Raw genomic sequence first — 22785 nt, 5'->3', positions numbered from 1 at the left:
GCATTGCAGCAATTGAAGCGTGCTTATACCTTGCGATTACTGCCGGCAACCATGCGAATTTCAAACAGGCGGCACTCGAGCGGACCGTTGAACAGCGGCGTCTTGCGGCTCGGCTTGAGCCCGACCAGTTTAGGCAAACGCAGGTCGGCTGTGAAGAAAAAACAATTCCAGCCGGCCCAGTGTTTTTTCAGGGCCGAACCGAGTTCCGGGTAGAAGGCAGCCAGTTCATCCTGCTCGCCAATGCGCTCGCCGTAGGGCGGGTTGGTGACGAGAATGCCGTGATCGGTCAGCGGTTGCGTTTCCAGCAGATCTCCCTGGTCGACCGTGACGATGCCGCCAAAACCGGCTTCCTGCAGGTTGCGTCGGGTGGCACGGACGGCCTTGTCGTCGATGTCGTAACCGCGGATATCCATCGGCTCGGCCGGCTTGACGCGCGCTTCGGCGGCCTGGCGAATGCTCGCCCAGTTGAGCGCCTCAAAATTGCGCAGCATCTCGAAGGCGAAACCGCGATCCAGACCGGGCGCCCGGTCCAGCGCCATCTGCACGGCTTCGAGCAGGAAGGTGCCGCTGCCGCACATCGGGTCAACTAGCGGCGTACCGGGCTGCCAGCCGGTGATCTTGAGAATGCCGGCCGCCAGGTTTTCCTTGAGCGGCGCGTCGACACTGGCCTTGCGGAACCCGCGCTGCCACAGCGGCTGACCGGAAGTGTCGAGGTACAGCGTGCATTCGTTTTCGGACAGGAAAACATGGATGCTGACATCCGGGTTACGCGTCTCGATGTTCGGCCGGTCGCCGCGGTCCTCGCGGAAGCGGTCGCAAACGGCATCCTTGACGCGCAGCGTGACGAAATCGAGCGACTTGAGCGGGCACTTGATGGCCGTCGTCACGACGCGCATGGTGCGCGTCACGTCGAAATGATTCGGCCACAACTGGCGGACGGCCAGCCGGTAGATATCTTCTTCCTTCTGGTACGGCCCCTTGACGATGTGCCAGAGAATGCGGGTGGCCAGTCGGGACTCGAGATTGGCCCGGTAGCAGACCAACCAGTCGCCGGTGAAAAATACGCCACCATGGGTCGTCCGCAGGTCTTCGCCGCCGACGCCACGAAGTTCCTCGAGCAAATGTTCTTCCAGCCCGCGCGGGCAAATTGCGAAATAGGTATTCATGTCAGAAGGGCTTGAGGACGACGAGGAAGAGGACGATCAGCAGGACGATAACCGGCAGTTCGTTATAGAAACGGTACCAGATGTGGGTTTTCTTGTTGCCGCCGCCCTGAAACTGCTTGAGCACCCGGCCGCAATGCCAGTGGTAAACCGCGAGCACGGCGACCAGCGTGGTCTTGGCGTGCAGCCAGCCGCCCGTGAAGCCGTAGCCGAACCACAGCCACAAGCCGGTCAGCACTGCGAATACGCCAAGCGGCGTCATGAATTTGTACAGTTTGCCGGCCATCAAAAGCAGACGGTCGCGCTCGGCGACGCTGTCGGCCGGCACCATGGCCAGGTTTACAAAGATGCGCGGCAGGTAGAACAGGCCGGCAAACCACGAAATGACCATCCAGATATGCAGAGTCTTTACGACGAGCATGCGTTTCTCCTTGAGACTGCATCGGCGATCCCGACATCGATGTTCGGGAAGGCGAGCTTTAGTTTTAATTCTGTTTTCAGGCGCTGGTTGCCAATACGCCGCGATTCACGCATGAAGGACATCTGCACCGGCGACAACGTTCTCGCCGCTTCCTCCCGCGAAATCCGCGGCGGGCGCGGCAAGGCAAAGGCATCGGCGACCCGGTCGAAGTACTCGGCCATCTTCAGGTCGGAATCATCGACGACATTGTAGACGCGGTTGGCGCCGCCATGACGTAGCGCGGCGATACAGGCAGCGGCGAGGTCGTCGGCGTGAATGTGGTTGGTGTAGCCGTCATCGGCCGCGCACAGCGCCGGAAGGGCCTTGTTCAGGCGCTCGACGGGCAGGCGGTCGGCAGCATAGATGCCCGGGGCGCGGAGGATTGAGACCTTGACGCCGGTCTGCTTGCCCCATTGGCGCAGGCAACGTTCGGCATCAACCCGCCGACCGGCTCGGGAACTCTCCGGATTCAGGCGGCGCGTTTCGTCGATCTGCGCCCCGCCACAATCGCCATAAACCCCCGTCGTGCTTACGTAAACCAGACACCGTGGTAGACTTTTGCTCTTGCCCAAGGCGGCCAGCAGGTTGCGGGTACGCGTGTCGTGACGGCCTTCGCCGGGCGGTGGCGCCAGATGCAGAATGCTGTCGGCCAGTCCGGCGATGCGTTGCAGGCTGCCCCGGTCGTCGAGATCGGCCAGCACCGGCCGCGCCCCCGCTTGGCGCCATTCGGCCGCCCGGCTGGCATTGCGCAGCAGGGCATAGACGCGAGCATCAGGGACAATGCGGGAGAGGATGCGGCGGGCAACGTCCCCGCTGCCAACAATCAGGATTTTTTGCACGCCGGCATTGTAGCCGACGACCAAGGGGAAATTATGAGCTACCAGATCACCGTCCAGCCGAGCGGCCGCGCCTTCAGCGCCGAAGCCGGCGAGACCCTGCTTGACGCCGGGCTGCGCCAGGGCCTGATTCTGCCGTACGGCTGCAAGGATGGCGCCTGCGGCGCCTGCAAGGGCAAGGTCGTCAGCGGCACGGTTGACCACGGCAAGTCGCAGCCACACGCCCTGACCGACGATGAAAAGGCCGCCGGCATGACCTTGTTTTGCTGCGCCAGCGCCCAGACCGATCTGGTCATCGAGTGCAAGCAACTGGCTCTGGCCAGCGACATTCCGGTCAAGACCCTGCCTTCGCGCATCGAGAAGCTCGACAAACTGGCGCCGGATGTCATCGAAATGCATCTGCGCCTTCCCGCCAACGAACGTTTTGAGTTTCTCGCCGGGCAGTACATTGACATCCTGCTCAAGGACGGCAAGAAGCGCAGTTACTCGCTGGCCAGTGCGCCGCGTGACGAGAACATGCTGGAACTGCATATCCGCCACGTTCCCGGCGGCCTGTTCACCGAGCAGGTTTTCTCGACCTTGAAGGTCCGCGACATCCTGCGTTTCAACGGCCCGCATGGCAGCTTTTACCTGCGCGAGGATTCGTCCAAGCCGATGATCCTGCTTGCTGGCGGCACCGGCTTTGCTCCGGTCAAGTCGATCGTCGAACACGCCATGGCCAAAAACATCAGCCGGCCGATGTTCATCTACTGGGGCGCCAAGGCACGGGTCGATCTGTACCAGAACGCGCTGCCGGAAAAATGGGCAGCCGAACACGCCAATATCACCTACGTTCCGGTGCTCACCGAGCCGGCGGCTGGCGACGAATGGAGCGGTCGCACCGGCTTCGTGCACCAGGCTGTGCTGGCTGACTTCCCCGATCTTTCCGGCTACCAGGTCTATGCCTGCGGGGCGCCGGTCATGATCGAGGCAGCCAAACGCGACTTCGCGGCACAAGGCATGCCGGAAGAAGAGTTCTTCGCCGACGCTTTCACCTTTTCGACGACTTGAGTCGCCAGGAGCGATTTCAATTTTGGCCAGTTTTTCCGGTTGACCGTAGAAGACGCGAGAATCAACGCTGCCAGGCGCAGCCCTTGAGCACCTGACCGTTCAGATCGACTGAGGCCGTCCACGCAAAAACGCCGTTGGCCTGGACATCATGGCAAATGGTCTTTTCGAGGCGGACGACCAGCTTGGCGTGATCGTTGGCACCGTCGTAGCGGTGGAGGTTTCCTTCGCTTCGGAACTCCGTGTAAGGCAGCACGACCTCCGGCTTGCCGTAGCGCTGCAGGCGGACATGTTCGCCGCCGGCGACCAGCGCCCAGGCCGGATCGTTGCCGGCGGCGCGCCACGATTCCTCTTTGCCGCCCGGCATCTGGCAGCGCCCTTCGACGCGCGCCATGTTGAAGGCCGAAGCCTTCAACGTACCGTTGTCGAGCACGCCGAGCAGTTCGACGTAGAGCCGCTTGCCGGCATCGAGCCCGACGCTGTTGAGCACCCTGGTCACACTGCCATCGGCCGAAACGTCTTCGACATTGGCGTAGCTGCGGTCGCGGCAGGGCGAAAAAATCAGCCGGTCGCCCTGCTTCATCATGAGCCCGTAGGCCATTTTCGGCGCCATATCGACCGGCTTGGCCTCGTCGGCCTGAAGGGCGGCGGAGAGCAACAAAACGGCTAGCGCGGCAAGGGAATGGCGAAAGGTCATGGCGAGGCAGTCCGGTGAAAGGCAATGTCGGCCATTGTCACCCGTCCGCCCGGCAAATCGTTTGATGCAACTGAAAAAGCGCTGACGTTCCCGATGCTCAGGCGAGGCGCCCGAAACGTGTCAGGCGGACATCCACGCTCACCGCCAGCGCGGTCAGCGCCGCCGCCCGCGCCCGCCCCTCGGCGCTGGCCCGGTAAAGATGCGGCGTCATGGCCAGCAGGTCGGCGATCTGCTCGGCGCCGTCGATGGCCAACTGGAAACGTACGATTTCCGTCGACAGGTGGCAAAAACCGGCCGGCACCTGCGTGTCGGCGGCACGCTCAGGCTTGAGCGCGGGATAAATGATTTCGCGCAGCTCGCGCAGATGGTCCGGCCCGGCATCGACCTGCAACAGCACGCCGCCCGGCTTGAGCACGCGGGCAAACTCGCCATAGACCGGGAAACCGAACATGCACAAAACAAGGTCGAGCCTGGTCGGCAGCACCGGCAGATTGGCATTGCTGCCGACCAACCAGTTCGGCCGCCTGTCCTGCTTGGCGGCGGAAAGCACCGCCCATTTCGAGATGTCGAGACCAAGCACGGCCAGCGTTTGTCCTTCACCCGCCGCAGCGGCAAGCTGGCGCAGGTAGTAGCCCTCGCCGCATCCGGCATCGAGGCAACTGATCGTTGCGTTGGCGGGAATGTCGGCCAACGCCACCCGGCTGACCGCCGCGGCAATCGGCTGGTAATGGCCGGCATTGAGGAAACGCCGGCGGGCGGCAACCATTTCCTTGCTGTCGCCCGGGTCGAGCGAACGCTTTTGCTGCACGAGCAGAAGGTTGGCGTACCCCTGGCTGGCAACGTCAAAACTGTGGCCGGTGGCGCAGCGCCAAGCCGAACCGTGGCAATGCAGCGGCGCGCCATCGAGCGGGCAAGCCAGCGCCTGAAAGGGAACGATACTCACGCCTTACTCGCCGAGGTAAGCAGCGCGGACCTTGGGATCATCGAGCAGCATGGCCGACTCACCATTCAGCGTGATTTCGCCGCTTTCCATGACGTAACCGCGCTGGCTCGATTGCAATGCCAGCCGGGCGTTCTGCTCAATGAGCAGAATGGTCATGCCATCGGCGGCGACGGCGCGGACGACTTCAAAAATCTTCTGGACCATGATCGGTGCCAGGCCCATCGACGGTTCGTCGAGCAGCAGCATTTTCGGCCGGCTCATCAAGGCGCGGCCGATGGCCAGCATCTGCTGTTCACCACCGGAGAGCGTGCCGGCCAGCTGGCTTTCACGCTCCTTGAGGCGAGGGAAATAGCCGTAAACCATTTTCAGGTCTTTTTCGACGTCGACCGCAGCATTGTGGATGTAAGCGCCCATGTGCAGGTTTTCCAGCACGGTCAGCCGGGGAAAGACGCCGCGCCCTTCGGGGACCAGCGCGATGCCCTTGCGGATGATGTGGTGCGGGGCGATGCGGGTGATGTCTTCGCCACAGAAATGGACGTCGCCGCCAACCGCATCGAGCACCCGCGAAATCGCCTTGAGCGTGCTCGTCTTGCCGGCGCCGTTGGCCCCGATCAGCGCCACCGTCTCGCCTTCGTTGACGTGAAAGGTGATGCTGCGCACCGCCTGGATGCCGCCGTAGGCGACGTGGAGTCCGGTTACTTCAAGCACCTAGATAAGCCTCGATGACGCGTTGATCTTTTTGCACGACGGCCGGCACATCCTCGATGACCAGCGCGCCGTAGTCGAGCACGGCGACGCGGTCGCAGAGGCCCATGACCAGCTTGACGTCGTGCTCGATGAGCAGGACGGTCGTGCCGTCACGGCGGATGCCGTCGATCAGGTCGCGCAGTTGTTCCGTTTCGGTAGCATTCATGCCGGCGGCCGGCTCGTCGAGGCAGAGCAGCTTGGGTTCGGTGGCCAGTGCGCGGGCGATTTCGAGCCGGCGCTGGTCGCCGTAGGAGAGGTTGCGGGCTAAATCGTCAGCGCGTTCCTCAATCCGGACGTAGTGCAGCAGGTCGATGGCCTTTTGCCGGATTGCCGCTTCTTCAGCCTTGGTCGCAGCGTTCTGGAACATCGCGCCGAGCACGCCGGCCTTCGTCCGCACGTGGCGGCCGACCATGACGTTTTCGAGCGCTGTCATGTTGCCGAACAGTCGGATGTTCTGGAAGGTGCGGGCAATGCCGCGCGCTGCCGCCTTGTCCGGCGCATCGGCGATGAGCGGCGTGCCGTCGAAGGTGAAGCCGCCGCCATCCGGAATGTATAGCCCCGTCATGCAGTTGAAGAAGGTCGTCTTGCCGGCGCCATTCGGGCCGATCAGGCCGTAGATCTCGCCATGATTAATACTCAGCGAGACATCGCGCAGCGCCTTGACGCCGCCGAAGTGCTTGGCGACCGCCTTCGCTTCGAGCAGCAGTTTTGGCAAATTCGCGCTCATTTGCCGGTCTCCTGCAACTCGCGCTGACGTTCCGGCGACGGCCACAGGCCAGCCGGTTTGAAGCGCATGACGAGCACCAGGGCCAGCCCGAAAACCAGCATGCGCAGACTTTCCGGATCGATCAGCATCTTGCCGAAGACGGCCATCTGCAGCGGCCCGACGCCATAGCGCAGGACCTCTGGCAGCACCGTGAGCAGCACGGCGCCGAGGATGACACCGGGAATGTGGCCCATGCCACCCAGCACCACCATGGCGAGAATCATGATCGATTCCAGCAAGGAGAAGCTTTCCGGCGAGACGAAGCCCTGCATGGCCGAGAAAATGCCGCCGGCGACGCCGCCAAAGCTGGCGCCCATGGCAAAGGCGAGCAATTTGAGATTGCGCGTGTTGATGCCGATGGCCTTGGCAGCAATCTCATCTTCCCGGATGGCCTGCCAGGCACGGCCGATGCGCGAATTCTGCAGACGCACATTGATGATGATGACGAGAATGGCCAGCGCGACGAGCAGGAAGTAATACTTCTGCGGTCCACTGAGCGCAAAGCCGAAAATCTGCGTCGTTCCCGAGAACTTGAAGGCGCCGAAACTGACCGGATCGATCAGCGTGATGCCCTGCGGACCGTTGGTGAGATTGAACGGCGCGTTCAGGTTATTCAGGAAGATGCGGACGATTTCGCCAAAACCGAGGGTGACGATGGCCAGATAATCGCCACGCAGCTTGAGCGTCGGCGAGCCGAGCAGCACGCCGGCAAAACAGGCCAGCCCGGCACCAATCGGCAGAATGGCCCAGATTGGCCAGTGCAGCCCGAAGTGAGGACTCGCCAGCAGCGCCCAGGTGTAGGCGCCGACGGCATAGAAGGCGATGTAGCCGAGGTCGAGCAGGCCGGCCAGGCCGACAACGATGTTGAGACCAAGCGCCAGGAAGACGTAAAGGATAGCGAAATCAAGAATGCGCACCCAGGCCTGACCGCCGGTCGCGGCGATAAACGGCAAGGCGACCAGAAACGCGGCGGTCAGGCCGATTCCCACGGTCGACCGGAAAAAACGGCCAAAATTCATGCCCTGTCCCCCGTCTTCTCACCGAACAAGCCGGACGGCTTAAACATCAGCACGACAATGAGCACGACGAAAGCAAAGATGTCCTGATAGTGGCTGCCGAGGAAGCCGCCAGTCAGGTCGCCGATATACCCCGCCCCGAGCGCCTCGATGATGCCGAGCAGGATGCCGCCGAGCATGGCCCCGGCCAGATTGCCGATGCCGCCGAGGACGGCCGCCGTGAAGGCCTTGAGGCCGAGCATGAAGCCCATCTGGTAGTGGGCAATTTCATAATAGGTGCCGACCATGATGCCGGCCACGGCGCCAAGCGCCGAGCCGATGACGAAGGCGGCAGCGATGACGCGATTGATATTGACGCCCATCAGGCTGGCCACCGCCGGGTTCTGCGCCGTAGCGCGCATCGCCATGCCAAGCTTGGTGCGATAGACCAGCAGCAGCAAACCGCCCATGGTCGCCGCCGAAACGACCACGATGATGACCTGGATCATCGTGAAATGCGCCCCCGCCCATTCGAAATTGACCTTGGGCAGCAGCGAAGGGAAAGTCAGGTAGTTCCGCCCCCAGATGATCATCGCCAGATTCTGCAGGACGATGGACATACCGATCGCCGTGATCAGCGGCGTCAGCCGCGGCGCGTTGCGCAAGGGCCGGTAGGCGACGCGTTCGAGCGCCCAGCCGAGCGCCATGCAAACCAGCACCGCCGCCATCATGCCGGCCAGCCCGGCCACCGCCACCGGCATGCCGGCCTTGATCAGCGAACCGGCCACCGTGATGGTGACCAGCGTACCGATCATCACCACCTCGCCATGGGCAAAATTGATCAGCCCCATGATCCCGTAGACCATCGTGTAGCCCAGCGCGACCAGCGCGTAGATGCTGCCCTGGACGAGACCGTTGATGATCTGCTGGAGGAAAATATCCATTTAGTCTTTTTCTTTTTGAACATAAGGAAACGGCACCTTGCGGTGCCGTTTCGGTGCTGCGGATTACACGATTACTTCTTCTCGACCGCCGCCTTGGTCGCATCGGCGGCATTCTTGACCGCCTCGGCGCCCGCCTTGACGGCATCCTTGCCAGCCTCGGTCGCTGCCTTGGCAGCATCCTTGACGTCGCTGACCGCTTCCTTGCCGACCGCCGTCGCGGCACCGGCCACTGCCTTGGCCGCATCCTTCACTTCAGCCACGGCTTCCTTGACTTCAGACTTGGCAGATTCCATCGTGCTACCGCCCAGCGTCTCGACGTATTCGAGCTTGCCACCCGTGTACCTGTAAATGGAAATGGCACCGCCCTTGAGGTCGCCCAGCGCATCGAATTCGATCATCGCCGTCACGCCGTCGTACTTGGTCTGGCCAATGGCCGGCAGGAATTTGGCCGGCTCGACCGAATCGGCCCGCTTCATCGAATCGGCCATGACCATCACGGCATCGTAAACATACGGTGCGTAAAGCTGGATGTCAGCACCGAACTTCTTGCTGAACTTCTCGCGGAACTCCGGACCCTTGGCCAGTTTTTCCAGCGGCATGCCGGGCAGCGAGCAGAACTGGCCTTCGGTGGCCGGGCCGCCCAGCTTCATGAATTCCGGCGTACAGACGCCGTCGCCGCCGAGGAACTTGGCCTTGATGCCGAGTTCCTTCATCTGCTTGGCCATCGGACCGCCCTGCGCATCCATGCCACCAAAGAAGACCATTTCGGCCTTGGTCGACTTGATCTTGGTCAGGATGGCCTTGAAGTCGGTCGCCTTGTCGGTGGTGTATTCGTTGGCCACGACCTTGATGCCGGAAGCTTCGGCCGCCTTCTTGAACTCGTCGGCCAGACCCTGGCCGTAGGCGGTGCGGTCATCGACGATGGCCACGGTCTTGACGCCCTGCTTGACGGCGAACTCGCCGAGGCTCTTGCCTTGCTGGACGTCGTTGGCCATGACGCGGAAAGCCGTGGCGAAGCCCTGTTGCGTGTATTTCGGGTTGGTCGCCGAACCGGAAATCTGCGGGATGCCGGCATCGGCGTAAAGCTTGGAGGCCGGGATGGTGGTGCCCGAATTGAGGTGACCGATGACGCCGTTAACCTTGGCATCGACCAGTTTCTGGGCAACGATGGCGCCCTGTTTCGGGTCGGCAGCGTCGTCTTCGTTGAGCAGTTCGAACTTGACCTTGGCGCCACCAATTTCCATGCCCTTGGCGTTCAGTTCCTCGATGGCCAGCACGGCGCCATTTTCATTGTCCTTCCCGAGGTGCGCCTGAGGGCCGGTCATCGGTGCAACATGGCCGAGCTTGACAACCACTTCCGGCTTGGCGGCCGGCGCGGCGGGCGCAACGATTTTCGGTTCTTCCTTCTGGCCGCAGGCTGACAGGGCAAAAGCAGCAGCAACGGAGAGGGCAACTACGGAAAGCTTGGCTTGCATCGGTGTTTCTCCTGATCTCTGGGGGGGATAAAACGGTATCCTCCGATTGTCCGGAGGCACCTGATTCATGTCAATCATAAGGTGCTATGATAAAAACGTAGTTTTTCCTTTGAGTGCGCTTGATGCCGGCCTTAGCCCGTTTGCGGTTCTACTTCAGCCAGACTGCACGCAAGCTTTTTGCGATGTTGCCGCAGAAGAGCCGCCATAACGTCTATCGCTCCTTCGTGGACTGCGATCCCGAGCCCAACAAGCGCCTGGTCCTGAAAATCGCCGAGACGAAGGAAGAGCTCGAAGCCTGCTTCAAATTGCTGCACGACGCCTATGTCAGCAGCGGCTTCATGACCCCCGACCCATCCGGCATGCGCGTCACGGTCTATCATGCCCTGCCGTCCACAACGACGCTGTGTGCCAAATTCGACGACCAGGTCGTCGGCACCCTGTCGCTGATCCGTGAAAGCGCCATCGGCTTTCCGCTGCAGCGCATTTTCGACCTGACCGGCGTCCGCGAGAAGGAAGGCAATATCGCCGAGGTGTCGGCCCTCGCCGTGCATCCGCGCTTCCGGCGAACGGGAGGAACCATCCTCTTCCCGCTCATGAAGTTCATGTACGAATACTGTACGACCTTCTTCGATACCCGTCATCTGGTCATCGCGGTCAATCCGCGCCATATCGAGATGTACGAGTCGCTGCTTTTCTTCAAGCGGCTGACCGCCAACATCGTCGAGAACTACGACTTCGTCAATGGCGCACCGGCCGTCGGCGCCTCGCTCGACCTCAAGCACGCGCCGGAAATCATGCGCAAGGCCTACGCCGGCAAGGCCAATAACCGGAATCTTTATCACTATTTCGTCGAAACCAAGCTCCCAAACATCCAGATTCCGCACCGGCGCTTCTTCACGACCAACGACCCGGTCCTGACGCCTGACCTGATCGACTACTTCTTCAACAAAAAAACAAATGTCTTCGCCGAGCTGAGCGACCGCAAGAAGGCCCTGCTCCACCTCATCTACGACCTGCCGGAATATCGCAGCGTTCTGCCGCCCCTGCCCGAAAAGGGAACCGCACCGCTCATTCGCCAGCACCGCCGCTTCTCGGTCAAGTGCCCGGCCCGCCTCAACAACGCAACACCGTTGTTTGAAAAGCCGATCAACATCGAAGTCAATGAAGTGTCGCGCTACGGTTTCCGGGCCCGCATCGTCGAGCAAGTCCCGCCTGACGTATGGCTCAACGCCACCGTCCAGCTTGGCCTCAATGAAATCTCCCGACTGACCGTTCAGGTCGTTCAGGAAACCGATGTCGATGACCAGCATTACTGCGGCTTCCGCATCGGCGAACCGGATCTGGTCTGGCGAAAGTTCGTCACGGCGCTCTACGAAGGGCATACCCACACGGATCTCGATCAGGCGACCCGATTCCTCCCGTGACTTCCCCATCGATACCGGACGCACTCCGGCAAGCGCTGCAACAACACTTCCAGCATCGATTTTCCCAGGGCGACTCGACGCGCCTGCAGCATGGCCGCGACGAATCCGTCCATGACCCGATGCTGCCGGGCGGCGTCGTCTTTGCCGAAAACACCCAAGAAATCGCGTTGACCGTGGCACTCTGCGCCGAACACGGCATACCGGTCATTCCCTACGGCGTCGGCAGCTCGGTCGAAGGCCATGTGCTGGCACCGGGCGGCGGCATTTCGCTTGATCTTTCGGGCATGAACGAAATCATTGTCATCCACGCCGAAGATGGCGACGCAACAGTCCAGGCCGGCGTCACGCGCAAACAGATCAACGATGCGTTGAAGGGCACCGGCCTGTTTTTCCCCATCGACCCCGGTGCCGATGCAACGCTCGGCGGCATGGCGGCGACACGCGCCTCGGGCACCAATGCCGTGCGCTACGGCACGATGCGCGACAACGTGATGGCCACGACCACCGTTCTGGCCGACGGCCGCATCATGAAAACCGGCGGCCGCGCCCGCAAGTCGTCAGCCGGCTACGACCTGACCCGGCTGCTCGTCGGCTCGGAAGGCACGCTCGGCATCATGGCCGAACTGACCGTCAAGCTCTACCCAATTCCCGAGGCCATTTCGGCCGCCGTGTGCACCTTTCCGGACATCGATTCGGCCGTCCAGGCGGTCATCCTGACCATCCAGCTCGGCGTCCCGGTAGCCCGCATCGAACTGCTCGACGCCCTGTCGCTGAAGGCCATCAACCTGTTCAGCAAGACCACGCTGGCCGAGGCGCCAACGCTGTTTTTCGAATTTCACGGCAGTGCGGCCTCGGTCGAGGAGCAGGCGCAAACCGTACAGGGCATCGCCGATGACCTCGGCGGCACGCATTTCGAGTGGGCCGCCCGACCGGAAGATCGCAGTCGGCTGTGGCAGGCCCGCCACGACGCCTATTTCGCCTGCCTGCAACTGAAACCCGGCTGCCGCTGCTTCCCGACCGACGTCTGCGTACCGATCTCCCGGCTCGCCGAGTGCATCGCGGCGACCAATGAAGACATCGCCCAGGTCAGCATTCCGATTGCCCTGTTCGGCCACGTCGGCGACGGCAATTTTCACCTCGTCGTACTGGTCGACACCGGCAACGAAAAAGATATGGCGGAAGCGGCGTGGATCAGCCAGCGCGTCGTCGAGCGCGCCATCGCCATGGAAGGCACCTGTACCGGCGAGCACGGCATCGGGCTGGGCAAGCGCAAATACCTGCGACGCGAACATGGCGATGTCGCCGTCGATGTCATGCATTCGATCAAGCAGGCGCTCGACCCGAAAAACATCCTGAATCCCGGAAAAATCCTGCCGCCGGCACTTTGACCATGTCGCCCTACAGTCTCAAACTCAAACTCACGGTTGGCGCCATCGGCACGGCGCTGGTTCTCCTCCTCGTCCAGTTTTTCGGCCAATACTCGGTTCTACGCGAAGATCTCGGCAAACGCATCGAAGCCGAGCAGTTTGCCTTCCTCGGCGAACTGGCCGGCAATATCGACGACAAGCTGCAGGAGCGCCTGCGCGCCCTGACCACGGTATCCAGCACCGTGCCGCAAGACCGGATGACCGACCTCGCGGCCCTCGAACGCCATCTGCGCGAGCGCCCCACCCTGTTGACGCTGTTCGACGACCTCTACATTTTTGACGCCAAGGGCCTGCTGCTCGTCGACTGGCCGATCAAGCCGGGACGACGCAATCTCGACATGAGTAGCCGGGACTACATCCAGAACGTCCAAAAAACGCTCAAGCCGACCATTTCCCAACCCATCCTCGGCAAGGCCACGCAGCAGCCGATCGTCGTCATGGCGGCCCCGGTCCTCAATGCCCGGGGCGAACTCGTTGCCATCTTCGGTGGCGTCCTCAACCTCTACAAGCCCAACCTGATCGGCACGCTGGGAACGCGCAAGATAGGGCAGGCCGGCTATCTCTATCTGGTCAGCAAGGACCGGCTGATCATTGCCCATCCGGATAAGCAGCGGATCATGAAGGAGGTTGCCCCGGTTGGATCCAACCTGGCCCTTGACCGCGCGCTCGCCGGCTTCGAAGGGACTATTGAGGGCACCAACAGCCGCGGGCTGGTCGGCCTGTTCACCTTCAAGCGACTGGCCTCGACGGACTGGATCATTGCCTCGGTCGTTCCCAGCAGCGAGGCCTTCCAGCCCATCCGCAACATCGAGCAGCGGATGGCGACGATTACCATCCTGCTCATGTTGCTCGCCGCCCCGCTGCTCTGGCTCTTCTCGGTACGCATCTCGAGGCCGCTCGGCCAACTGGCTGCCGCCATGCGCCAACGGGCCAGCGCCATGCGTCCGGGGCGAGCCGCCGAACCGGTGGCCGAAATCGGCAGTAGCGAAATCAGTACCGTCGCCGCCGCCTTCAACGAGTTTCTCGGCGCCCGCAACGAGGCGGAACTGGCGCTGGCGGCCAGTGAGGAGCAGCGCTCGAAAATGATGGAAAACCTGGCGACCGCGAAGGAGTCGGCAGAAGCGGCGAACAAGGCGAAGAGCGAATTTCTGGCCAACATGAGCCATGAACTGCGGACGCCGATGAACGGCGTCATCGGCATGATCGAACTGGCCCGGATGAACAGGCTCGATGACGAGACCAAGGAATACCTGAACATTGCCCAGGCATCGGCCAACAGCCTGCTGGCCATCCTCAACGACATTCTCGATGTCTCGAAGATCGAGGCCGGCAAGCTGCACATCGAACATACGCCGTTCGAGTTCGCCCCCCTGGTCAACGACGTCCTCCGCCTGATGACGCCGCAGATCAAGGACAAGGGCCTGAGCAGCGAATGCAATCTGCCGGCCGATTTGCCGCAAACCCTGATCGGCGACCCCCTGCGCATCCGTCAGGTTTTGCTCAACCTGATCGGCAATGCCGTCAAATTCACCCTCACCGGCCGCATCGTGGTCTCCGCGCAGGTCGTCGAAACAGCCGCCAGCGACATGATGCTGGCCGTCGACATCGCCGACACCGGCATCGGCATCCCGGCCGACCGTCTGGAAGCCATCTTCCATGCCTTCGCCCAGGCCGACGGTTCGACCACCCGCAATTTCGGCGGCACCGGCCTTGGCCTGACCATCTCCAGCCAGCTCGTCGACCTGATGGGCGGCCGCCTGACGGTGCAAAGTCAGGAAGGCGTCGGCAGCACCTTCAGCTTCACGCTGCGTCTCGGTTTGCCCGGGTAATCCCGCATAGCCGGAACGTTCGCCGGCCAGCACAATCCAACCTCCATGCAGTCGGCGCCACCACCCCCGGCGCCGGCTGACCGAAACCGCCCACAAGGCGTCAAAACCGGAGACCCCCATGAGCAACCTGGCTCAACCGCCCTTGCCGGACGACCTGTCCGCGTCGATCGACGACAAATACACCCGCCACACCGGCCGCGTCTTCCTGACCGGCACCCAGGCGCTGATTCGCCTGCCCATGCTGCAACGCGAACGCGACCTCGCCGCCGGGCTCAATACCGCCGGCTTCATTTCCGGCTATCGCGGCAGCCCACTCGGCAATCTTGATCTCGGCCTGTGGAAGGCCATGGAACACCTCGCCGAACACCACATCACCTTCCAGCCCGGCCTCAACGAAGATTTGGCGGCGACGGCCGTGTGGGGCAGCCAGCAAGTCAATCTCTTTCCCGGCGCCCTATACGACGGCGTCTTCGGCCTGTGGTACGGCAAAGGGCCGGGCGTGGACCGTTGCGGCGACGTCTTCCGCCACGCCAATGCCGCCGGCAGCTCGAAATTCGGCGGCGTGCTGGTCATCGCCGGCGACGACCATGCGGCCAAATCCTCCACCCTGCCGCACCAGACCGAGCATTTTTTCAAGGCGGTCATGATGCCGGTGCTCTACCCGGCCAACGTCCAGGAATACCTGGATTTCGGGCTGCACGGCTGGGCGATGAGCCGCTATTCGGGCTGCTGGGTCGCCTTCAAGGCACTGGCCGACACGGTCGAGACATCGGCTTCGGTCAGTATCGACGGTTCCACGGTCAACCCGATTTTTCCGCCAAATTTCAAAATGCCGCCGGACGGCCTCAACATCCGCTGGCCCGACCCGCCGCTGGTCCAGGAAGCCCGCCTGCTCAACCACAAGCTCTACGCGGCCCTGGCCTACTGTCGGGCCAATGGGCTGAACAAGCTGATCATCGATTCGCCGACGCCGAAGCTCGGCATCCTGACCGCCGGCAAAAGCTACCTCGATGTCCGCCAGGCCCTCGACGAACTCGGCATCGACGACGCGCTGGCCGGCGAAATCGGCATCCGGCTGTTCAAGGTCGGCATGGTCTGGCCGCTCGAACCGGAAGGCGTCCGCCAATTTGCCGAAGGGCTGGAGGAAATCCTCGTCGTCGAGGAAAAGCGCCAACTGCTCGAATATCAGTTGAAAGAAGAGCTGTACAACTGGAAGGACGACGTTCGCCCGCGCGTCATCGGCAAGTTCGACGAAATCGGCGAGTGGTCCGAAGGCAACTGGCTGCTGCCGGCCACCGGGGAACTGCCGGTCGCCATCATCGCCCGCGTCATTGCCGAACGGATCGGCCGTTTCTTCACCTCGCCGACCATCGCCGCCCGCCTCGCCGTGATCGAAGCCAAGCAGAAAGCGGCGCTGACCCCCATCGTCCTCGCCGAGCGCAAGCCGCATTTCTGCTCGGGCTGCCCACACAACAGCTCGACGCGCGTCCCCGAAGGCTCGCGCGCCGTCGCCGGCATCGGTTGCCACTACATGGTGACGTGGATGGACCGGTCAACCTCAACTTTCACCCACATGGGCGGCGAAGGCGTGCCCTGGGTCGGCCAGGCGCCCTTCACGACTGAAAAACACATCTTCGCCAACCTCGGCGACGGTACCTATTTCCACTCCGGCATCCTCGCCATCCGCCAGTCCATCGCCGCCAAGGTGCCGATCACCTACAAGATTCTCTACAACGACGCCGTGGCGATGACCGGCGGCCAGCCCGTCGACGGCATCCTGAGCGTCGCCCGCATCACGCGCCAGCTCGAAGCCGAGGGCGTCGGCAAGATGGTCATCGTCACCAACGACCCGGCCAAATACGCCGAGATCACCGACCTCGCCCCCAACGTCCCGATCCGCCACCGCGACGAACTCGACACCGTGCAGCGTGAACTGCGCGAAGAACCCGGTGTCACCGTCCTCATCTACGACCAGGTCTGCGCCACCGAAGCCCGGCGCCGGCGCAAACGCGGCAAGATGCCGGCCATTGCCCAGCGCGTCGTCATCAACGAAGCCGTCTGCGAAGGCTGCGGCGACTGCTCGGTGCAATCCAACTGCCTGTCCATCATCCCGGTCGAAACTGCCTTCGGCACCAAGCGCCAGATCGACCAGTCGTCGTGTAACCTGGATTTCTCCTGCGTCAAAGGCTTCTGCCCGAGCTTCGTCACCATCGAAGGCGGCAAACTCAAAAAAGGCAGCAATCCCACGGTCAACCCGGAAAATTGGCCAATTTTGAAATCGCCCAAACTGCCGGCCACGACCCAGCCCTACAACCTCCTCATCACCGGCGTCGGCGGCATGGGCGTCATCACTCTCGGCGCCCTCATCGGCATGGCTGCCCACCTCGACGGCAAGGGCATTTCTACCCTCGACATGACCGGCCTGGCGCAAAAATATGGCGCTGTCTTCTCCCACCTGCGCATCGCCGACCGCCCGGAAGACATCCACGCCGCCCGCATCGCCACCGGCGAAGCCCATGCCGTACTCGGCGGCGACCTCGTCGTCAGCGCCAGCACCGAAGCCCTGTCAAAAATGCTCGAAGGCCGCACGCGCGCCGTCGTCAGCTGCACCGACACGCCAACCGCCGACTTCACGCGCAACCGCGACTGGCACTTCCCGCTGGCCGGCCTCAAGACGCAGCTCAACGAAACCCTCGGCGCCGATCACGTCCAGTTCATCGACGCCCAGCACCTGGCCAACCGACTGATGGGCGACGCCCTCTACGGCAACATGCTGCTCCTCGGCTACGCCTGGCAACTCGGCCTGGTGCCCGTTTCCGCCGCCGCCCTCGACCGCGCCATCGACCTCAACGGCGCCGCCGTCGACGCCAATCGTCAGGCTTTCGAATGGGGCCGACGCGCCGCGACCGACCCGGAGCGCGTCGCCAAAATCGCCGGCCCGCTGACCGGACAGCTCTTGCCGGAACAAACGTTGGACGAACTCATCGCCAGCCGCATGGAACACCTCACGGCCTACCAGAACGCCCACCTGGCCGTCCGTTACGCCAGCCGCGTCGAAACCATCCGCCGCCTTGGCAACGACGCCCTGACCCGCGCCGTCGCCACCCAGTACGCCCGCCTGCTCGCCCCCAAGGACGAGTACGAAGTCGCCCGCCTATACACCGAAGGCAATTTCCTCAAGCAACTCGAAGAGCAATTCGACGGCAACCTCCGCCTCAGTTTCAACCTCGCCCCGCCGCTACTGGCCAAACACGGCCCGGACGGCCGGCCGAAGAAAATCACCTTCGGCCCCTGGCTCCTGCCCGTGCTCAAAGTGCTGGCCAAGGCCCGCAGCTTGCGCGGCAGCTGGCTTGACCCCTTCCGCTTTGGCCCGGAAAAAGCGCTCGACCACAAGCTGCTCGCCGACTACGAAACCGACCTCGATTTAATCGTCCGGCACAGCACCAGTCCGGAACTCGTGGCACTGGCCAACTGGCCAGCCGAAGTGCGCGGATTTGGACCGGTCCGCAGCGAAGCGGCCAAGAAAGCGGCAGGCCGACGGGAGGCGTTGCGGCAGTTCGCTTGAACCACGCCGTACCCACTCGACATTAGATCACCCGCTCCGTATGCTGTTGCCTGAGAATCGATGGCAAAAACGCCATCGACTAAATAACAGGGGGGCAGACTACTGTTTCAGCGGGTCAATAACCGTGTTCTGTCTCCTAATATTCAAAAATTGAGCTAGGCCCCCTCTATACCCGCCTTTAAACCCTGCAACGTTATGTTGCAAAGGAAGCCGAATTAATTCCGCCGTCATTTCATTAATCGGTCTCGTTGTCGGAGCTGTGTTGCAGTTCATGTTCACGCGGCACTTGGACAACAAAAAGCACCAGCGCGATCTCCGAGCAAAGGCATACGCAGATTATTTGCAATGCGTGAGTGAGCACGCCAATCTCGGGCATCAAAAAAACTCAACGGAAGGGCGACAACTTGGCGCCAAGACAGCAGATGCAAAATGCAGAATCTCGCTATACGGTGCCCCTGCTGTCATCTCAGCATTTGCAGCATTTGAACGCTTGGGCGCAGCCATGAATACTCCGGAGCAGTGCGGAGCCTTCACTGAGATGGTAGCGGCCATGCGCCAAGATGCTCTCGGCAGCTCATCGGTAGCCCAAGCAGATCTCGAAGCCGTATTGCTGGGTCTTCGTCGTACAACATAATACTGAGTTCAAACAAAATAAGGGGCCAGGCTCAAATAGCGTTTTGACCCATCTGCTCAGCGTTTTCACCATTCCCACGGGCAACCGGAAATTTCGGCCAAATTTGAAATCGTCGCGGCTGGCAGCTTTCCCGGCAAACCATTCCAACCCGGCGTATTCGGTTCCCCTCGCTCGCTGAGCGCACCGACCGAACTGACCACTCACTCAAGAGAAAAGGCGAGTTCCGCGCTGATCGCATAAAATCGGCGGATGACTTCAACGCCGAAACGACAGTTCGCCCTGCAAGGGGCGGCTGTCATCCTTGTTCTCTCTATCGCCTGGCCCTACTACGGATTTCAGGCCGAAGCCATGCCGTGGCTGGAAACCAGCCTGGCTATCGGCGGCGTTGCCCTGTTTTTTGCCACGGTTTCGCGGCAACCCTGGTGGTGGCGTGTCATGCATGCCAGTTTCATGCCGCTCGTCTGGTACACCCAGGGGCTGGCCATCGACCCGCTCTGGTTCCTGCTTGCCGCCATGTTGCTGCTGATGGTCTTTCGCGGCGCACTGTCGGGGCAGGTGCCGCTTTACCTGTCGAACAAGCAGACGGTCGCCGCCCTGGCCGAGCTGCTCGTCGAACGCGGCCCGAGCCGTTTTCTCGACCTCGGCGCGGGGCTGGGCAGCACTACCGTGCCGCTGGCCGACGCGCTGCCTGACAGCCATTTCACCGGTTATGAAAACGCTCCGCTGACCTGGCTGGTCGGGCGCTTCTTCAGCCTCGGCCGGCCCAACATCCGCTGGCGCTGGGACGATCTGTGGCAGGCCAAGCTGGGTGAGTACGATGTGGTTTATGCCTTTCTCTCGCCGGCGCCGATGCCCCGGCTCTGGGAAAAGGTGAGGGCGGAAATGGCGCCGGGCAGCCTGTTCATCAGCAATAGCTTCCCGGTTCCCGGGGCGACGCCGGATCGCATCATCGACGTGGACTGCACACCGCCTCGTCCGCTCTACTGCTACCAGGTCCAGTAAGCGAGCCGGCCGGCAGATGCGCACGAGAAAGCCCGAAACCCTCGCCCTGACAGCCGCCATGGCCGGCACGCTGATCATTCTGTTCGTCTTTGTCGTCGACCTGACGCTGGTCCGCCACAACGATCTCCAGGTCGGCGAACGCCGCCTGCAACATTTCAGCCTGATGATGGCGGAACACACGGCGCGTACCTTCGAAGCGATCGACGTGCTGCTGCGCGACACCGCCAGCGATCTTTCCGGCCCCCGTCGCGACTGGGAAAAGTGGGAGTCGTCCCGGGGCTGGGAATACATCGCCCAGCGTCACTCGCGCTCGATGCCGCAGCTGCGCGACCTGATCGTCTTCGATCGCCACGGCAACCAGCGTTTCATTTCGACGCACTTCCCGACGCCGCACATCAACGTCCAGGACCGACCGTATTTCGTGGCACTCGAAGATGGCGCCGACGTGTCGACTTTCGGCCCCTATGTCGGCCGCAATTCGGGGCGCTACACTTATGCCATCAGCCGGCGCCTGACGGCTGATGGCGGTGTGTTCTCGGGCGCTGTCTTCGCTGCCATCGAACCCGCCTACCTGCAGGATTTCTGCTGGTCGAACCGGCTGTCCGACGATTTTGAGGCGGTGCTGACCAACGCCCGCGGCGAAATTGTCGCCTCCTGCCGGCCCAGCGATACCAGCCGACAATCGGCCGTCCTCGGCGCCAAGGCGGGGACTGTTCTGTTTGATGGCAAGCTGCGGGACATGGTGCCGACCAACGGTTTGGCCAAGGTCAATGGCCTGCTCGTCTCGGTAGCCGAAGTGCCGGGCTTCTCCGACCTGCGCATCCTGACCGCCATTTCGGAAAAAACGCTGCTCGCCGCCTGGCAAACCCGGCTTTTCGAACTGGCCTCGCTCGGCCTGCTGGTCAGCATCGTGCTCTTCGTCGGGGCCATGCTGGTTCGTCGCCAGGTGCGTGAAATGTCGATCATGACGAACGAGCTGGCTGCCAGCCACGATCATCTCGAGGAGCGCATCCACGAAGCGACGGTCGAACTGGCCGGGCAAAAGGATGCGGCCGAGCGCGCCAATACGGCCAAAAGCCGCTTTCTCGCGGCCGCCAGCCATGACTTGCGGCAACCGCTGCACGCCCTTTCGCTGTTCTCGGCCGATCTGCAGCGCCAGCTCCGCAGCGGCACACCGAGCGAACTGCCGCGGCTGGCCGAACAGATTTCTGCATCGACCACCATGCTCGGCGAATTGCTCGATTCGCTGCTCGACATTTCCCGCCTTGATGTCGCGGGGATCAAGCCGGACTGCCGCCCTTTCCCGCTGCAACCGGTTTTCGAGCGGGTGGCAAATTCTTTCCGACGCGCCGCCACCGACCGCAACATTACGCTGCGTTTCCGGCCCAGCGCGCTGTGGGCAAACACCGATCCGTTGCTGCTCGACCGGATGATCGCCAACCTGGTTTCCAACGCCCTGCGCTACACGATGCCGGGTGGACGGGTTCTCATCGTCGCCCGGCGCCGTGGCGAGCAACTGCTGATCGAAGTGCGCGACAGCGGCATCGGCATCGCCCGGGAACATCAGGCGGCGATCTTTGCCGAGTTCTATCAGGTCGGCAACGTCGCCCGCGAACACAGCAAGGGGCTGGGTCTCGGGCTGTCCATCGTGGACCGGCTGGCTCGGGCGCTGGACATTCAGGTCGCGCTGCGCTCGCGGCTCGGCGAGGGCACCACCTTCTCGCTACGCGTCGCCGGCAGCCCGCCGGGGATTGTCGCCCAGAATCCGGTAAGCCCGGCGCAGGCGGCGGAAAAGGTTCATTGCATCGGCAACTCGGATGACATGGTGGCCTGCGTTGGCCTCCTTAAAGGCTGGGGTTTTGCCGTCAGCGTCGCCGAGCGCAGTGGCAGCGAACGGCCACCGGAAAATGTCGTGCTGATCAGCGATGTCGAACATGCGGCGGCGGTCAGCGCCGAACTGGCGCCCGGCACACCGCTCATCGTTCTGGTCGGCGCCGCCGGCCAGGCTTTGCCACCCGGCGCCCACGCCCTGCCGGCGCCGATTCGGCCGGCCAAGCTGCGGGCGCTACTCAACCAGCTTCAGAAGACGCTTTCGAAGTCGATGCCGTAACGGGCGACAGCGACCAGCGCCTGGGTCCGGCTATTGACGCCGAGCGTCTTGAACACCGCCGTCGCGTGAATCTTGACGGTGCCTTCAGAAAGTCCCAGCTGGTCGGCGATGTCGCGATTTGACATGCCGCGCACCATGAGCGCCAGGACCTGGCCCTGACGATCGGTCAGGCCGATTTCGTCGGGGCGCACGCCCGACTTCGACGGCGGCACCGGCCTCATGTCATCAAGCTGGGAGGCGGCCTGGCCGGTCGGCCGGAAGATGTTGCCGGCCAGCACTTCGCGCACCGCCGAGAGCAGCGCCTCGCCGGAAAACGCCTTGGGGATGAAACCGGAGGCGCCGAGATTGAGCACGCGGGTGATGGTCGGCAAATCGTCGAAGGCCGAGACGACGGCGACCGGCATCGCCGGGTAACGCCGACGCAGGATGTCGAGACCGGCAAAGCCGTCGATCCCCGGCAAGGCCAGATCGAGCAGGACCAGATCAAATTCGCCTTCGTTATCAAGCACATTGAGCGCCGCTTCGAAATCCGCGCTCTCCTGCACCTGCGCTCCCGGCTCAACCTGACCGAGCAGCCGGACCAAGCCTTCGCGAACGAGCGCGTGATCTTCCACCACCAACAGTTTCAACATAGGCCCCCCTTATTCAACAGGGCGCTAATTTATCATTTTGCATAGCCTAAGTGGTTTAAGATGACAAAACACAAGATAAAGGAGACGAA

19 protein-coding genes are annotated in these 22785 nt (G+C 62.5%); 8 read left to right on the top strand and 11 right to left on the bottom strand.

Annotation, left to right across the window (positions count from 1 at the left end; all coding sequences use genetic code 11):
• Nucleotides 1-23 precede the first annotated feature (23 nt).
• The 3 genes from WBK19_RS07715 to WBK19_RS07705 are packed head-to-tail and all read right to left on the bottom strand — an operon-like array spanning nt 24 to nt 2462.
• The gene (locus WBK19_RS07715) at nt 24-1166 is read right to left on the bottom strand and encodes a THUMP domain-containing class I SAM-dependent RNA methyltransferase (RefSeq protein ID WP_511288491.1); all 1143 of its coding nucleotides are present in this window, start codon (nt 1164-1166) and stop codon (nt 24-26) included.
• Nucleotide 1167: 1 nt separating this feature from the next.
• A complete protein-coding gene (locus tag WBK19_RS07710) occupies nt 1168-1584 on the bottom strand; it encodes a CopD family protein (RefSeq protein WP_511288489.1) in 417 nt (138 codons plus the stop codon).
• Nucleotides 1572-2462: an SDR family oxidoreductase gene (locus WBK19_RS07705; protein WP_511288487.1), complete on the bottom strand. Its 891-nt coding sequence runs from the start codon at nt 2460-2462 to the stop codon at nt 1572-1574. Before WBK19_RS07705 ends, WBK19_RS07710 begins: the two co-directional genes overlap by 13 nt.
• A 33-nt stretch (nt 2463-2495) precedes the next feature.
• On the opposite strand from WBK19_RS07705, the gene WBK19_RS07700 reads away from it, so the two are divergent.
• A complete protein-coding gene (locus WBK19_RS07700) occupies nt 2496-3509 on the top strand; it encodes a CDP-6-deoxy-delta-3,4-glucoseen reductase (RefSeq protein ID WP_511288485.1) in 1014 nt (337 codons plus the stop codon).
• A gap of 61 nt (nt 3510-3570) precedes the next feature.
• Here the strand turns inward: WBK19_RS07700 and WBK19_RS07695 are convergent, their stop codons facing one another.
• The 7 genes from WBK19_RS07695 to WBK19_RS07665 all read right to left on the bottom strand — a co-directional run bounded on the left by WBK19_RS07695 (nt 3571) and on the right by WBK19_RS07665 (nt 10073).
• Nucleotides 3571-4203, bottom strand: a complete 633-nt coding sequence (locus tag WBK19_RS07695; protein ID WP_511288483.1) for a COG3650 family protein — start codon at nt 4201-4203, stop codon at nt 3571-3573.
• A gap of 97 nt (nt 4204-4300) precedes the next feature.
• Nucleotides 4301-5146: a putative RNA methyltransferase gene (locus WBK19_RS07690; RefSeq protein WP_511288481.1), complete on the bottom strand. Its 846-nt coding sequence runs from the start codon at nt 5144-5146 to the stop codon at nt 4301-4303.
• Between the two features lie 3 nt (nt 5147-5149).
• Nucleotides 5150-5854 carry an ABC transporter ATP-binding protein gene (locus WBK19_RS07685; protein ID WP_511288479.1) on the bottom strand — a complete coding sequence of 235 codons (705 nt, stop codon included), beginning with the start codon at nt 5852-5854 and terminating at the stop codon, nt 5150-5152.
• Nucleotides 5847-6620 (bottom strand): ABC transporter ATP-binding protein, encoded by a 774-nt coding sequence (locus WBK19_RS07680; RefSeq protein WP_511288477.1) that lies wholly within the window; start codon nt 6618-6620, stop codon nt 5847-5849. The genes WBK19_RS07685 and WBK19_RS07680 overlap by 8 nt, the downstream gene beginning before the upstream one ends.
• Nucleotides 6617-7678 (bottom strand): ABC transporter permease subunit, encoded by a 1062-nt coding sequence (locus tag WBK19_RS07675; protein ID WP_511288475.1) that lies wholly within the window; start codon nt 7676-7678, stop codon nt 6617-6619. Before WBK19_RS07675 ends, WBK19_RS07680 begins: the two co-directional genes overlap by 4 nt.
• The gene (locus WBK19_RS07670) at nt 7675-8598 is read right to left on the bottom strand and encodes a branched-chain amino acid ABC transporter permease (protein ID WP_511288473.1); all 924 of its coding nucleotides are present in this window, start codon (nt 8596-8598) and stop codon (nt 7675-7677) included. The genes WBK19_RS07675 and WBK19_RS07670 overlap by 4 nt, the downstream gene beginning before the upstream one ends.
• Nucleotides 8599-8669: 71 nt before the next feature.
• On the bottom strand, nt 8670-10073 hold the full coding sequence (locus WBK19_RS07665; RefSeq protein ID WP_511288471.1) for a branched-chain amino acid ABC transporter substrate-binding protein: 1404 nt from the start codon (nt 10071-10073) through the stop codon (nt 8670-8672).
• A 122-nt stretch (nt 10074-10195) separates the two neighbouring features.
• Here WBK19_RS07665 and WBK19_RS07660 point away from each other — a divergent pair, with 122 nt between their 5' ends.
• From WBK19_RS07660 to WBK19_RS07630, 7 genes are all read left to right on the top strand, one after another.
• On the top strand, nt 10196-11497 hold the full coding sequence (locus tag WBK19_RS07660) for a GNAT family N-acetyltransferase (RefSeq protein ID WP_511288469.1): 1302 nt from the start codon (nt 10196-10198) through the stop codon (nt 11495-11497).
• Nucleotides 11494-12885 (top strand): FAD-binding oxidoreductase, encoded by a 1392-nt coding sequence (locus WBK19_RS07655; protein WP_511288467.1) that lies wholly within the window; start codon nt 11494-11496, stop codon nt 12883-12885. The genes WBK19_RS07660 and WBK19_RS07655 overlap by 4 nt, the downstream gene beginning before the upstream one ends.
• Before the next feature lie 2 nt (nt 12886-12887).
• Complete coding sequence (locus tag WBK19_RS07650; protein WP_511288465.1) at nt 12888-14753, top strand: HAMP domain-containing protein; 1866 nt, start codon at nt 12888-12890, stop codon at nt 14751-14753.
• A gap of 118 nt (nt 14754-14871) precedes the next feature.
• Nucleotides 14872-18318, top strand: a complete 3447-nt coding sequence (locus tag WBK19_RS07645; protein ID WP_511288463.1) for an indolepyruvate ferredoxin oxidoreductase family protein — start codon at nt 14872-14874, stop codon at nt 18316-18318.
• A gap of 262 nt (nt 18319-18580) precedes the next feature.
• Entirely contained in the window at nt 18581-18952 is a 372-nt protein-coding gene (locus tag WBK19_RS07640; protein WP_511288461.1) for a hypothetical protein, read from the top strand.
• A gap of 249 nt (nt 18953-19201) precedes the next feature.
• Complete coding sequence (locus WBK19_RS07635) at nt 19202-19954, top strand: class I SAM-dependent methyltransferase (RefSeq protein ID WP_511288459.1); 753 nt, start codon at nt 19202-19204, stop codon at nt 19952-19954.
• 16 nt (nt 19955-19970) lie between these two features.
• Nucleotides 19971-22064 carry a sensor histidine kinase gene (locus WBK19_RS07630; protein ID WP_511288457.1) on the top strand — a complete coding sequence of 698 codons (2094 nt, stop codon included), beginning with the start codon at nt 19971-19973 and terminating at the stop codon, nt 22062-22064.
• Here WBK19_RS07630 and WBK19_RS07625 read toward each other — a convergent pair.
• The gene (locus tag WBK19_RS07625) at nt 22034-22696 is read right to left on the bottom strand and encodes a response regulator transcription factor (RefSeq protein WP_511288455.1); all 663 of its coding nucleotides are present in this window, start codon (nt 22694-22696) and stop codon (nt 22034-22036) included. The two genes, WBK19_RS07630 and WBK19_RS07625, sit on opposite strands and share 31 nt — an antisense overlap.
• Nucleotides 22697-22785: the final 89 nt, after the last annotated feature.

Origin of the sequence: Azonexus sp., assembly GCF_049652925.1 — a bacterium.
Taxonomy (GTDB): domain Bacteria; phylum Pseudomonadota; class Gammaproteobacteria; order Burkholderiales; family Rhodocyclaceae; genus Azonexus.
The sequence above is the reverse complement of the archived record's forward strand: the minus strand, read 5'-3'. Positions and strand labels throughout refer to the sequence as shown.

Bases quoted from the DNA above. Each gene is read 5' to 3' on its own strand.
- WBK19_RS07715 (WP_511288491.1), bottom strand. From the start codon at position 1,166: ATGAATACCTATTTCGCAATTTGCCCGCGCGGGCTGGAAGAACATTTG.
- WBK19_RS07710 (WP_511288489.1), bottom strand. From the start codon at position 1,584: ATGCTCGTCGTAAAGACTCTGCATATCTGGATGGTCATTTCGTGGTTT.
- WBK19_RS07700 (WP_511288485.1), top strand. From the start codon at position 2,496: ATGAGCTACCAGATCACCGTCCAGCCGAGCGGCCGCGCCTTCAGCGCC.
- WBK19_RS07695 (WP_511288483.1), bottom strand. From the start codon at position 4,203: ATGACCTTTCGCCATTCCCTTGCCGCGCTAGCCGTTTTGTTGCTCTCC.
- WBK19_RS07680 (WP_511288477.1), bottom strand. From the start codon at position 6,620: ATGAGCGCGAATTTGCCAAAACTGCTGCTCGAAGCGAAGGCGGTCGCC.
- WBK19_RS07675 (WP_511288475.1), bottom strand. From the start codon at position 7,678: ATGAATTTTGGCCGTTTTTTCCGGTCGACCGTGGGAATCGGCCTGACC.
- WBK19_RS07670 (WP_511288473.1), bottom strand. From the start codon at position 8,598: ATGGATATTTTCCTCCAGCAGATCATCAACGGTCTCGTCCAGGGCAGC.
- WBK19_RS07665 (WP_511288471.1), bottom strand. From the start codon at position 10,073: ATGCAAGCCAAGCTTTCCGTAGTTGCCCTCTCCGTTGCTGCTGCTTTT.
- WBK19_RS07660 (WP_511288469.1), top strand. From the start codon at position 10,196: ATGCCGGCCTTAGCCCGTTTGCGGTTCTACTTCAGCCAGACTGCACGC.
- WBK19_RS07650 (WP_511288465.1), top strand. From the start codon at position 12,888: ATGTCGCCCTACAGTCTCAAACTCAAACTCACGGTTGGCGCCATCGGC.
- WBK19_RS07645 (WP_511288463.1), top strand. From the start codon at position 14,872: ATGAGCAACCTGGCTCAACCGCCCTTGCCGGACGACCTGTCCGCGTCG.
- WBK19_RS07635 (WP_511288459.1), top strand. From the start codon at position 19,202: ATGACTTCAACGCCGAAACGACAGTTCGCCCTGCAAGGGGCGGCTGTC.
- WBK19_RS07630 (WP_511288457.1), top strand. From the start codon at position 19,971: ATGCGCACGAGAAAGCCCGAAACCCTCGCCCTGACAGCCGCCATGGCC.
- WBK19_RS07625 (WP_511288455.1), bottom strand. From the start codon at position 22,696: ATGTTGAAACTGTTGGTGGTGGAAGATCACGCGCTCGTTCGCGAAGGC.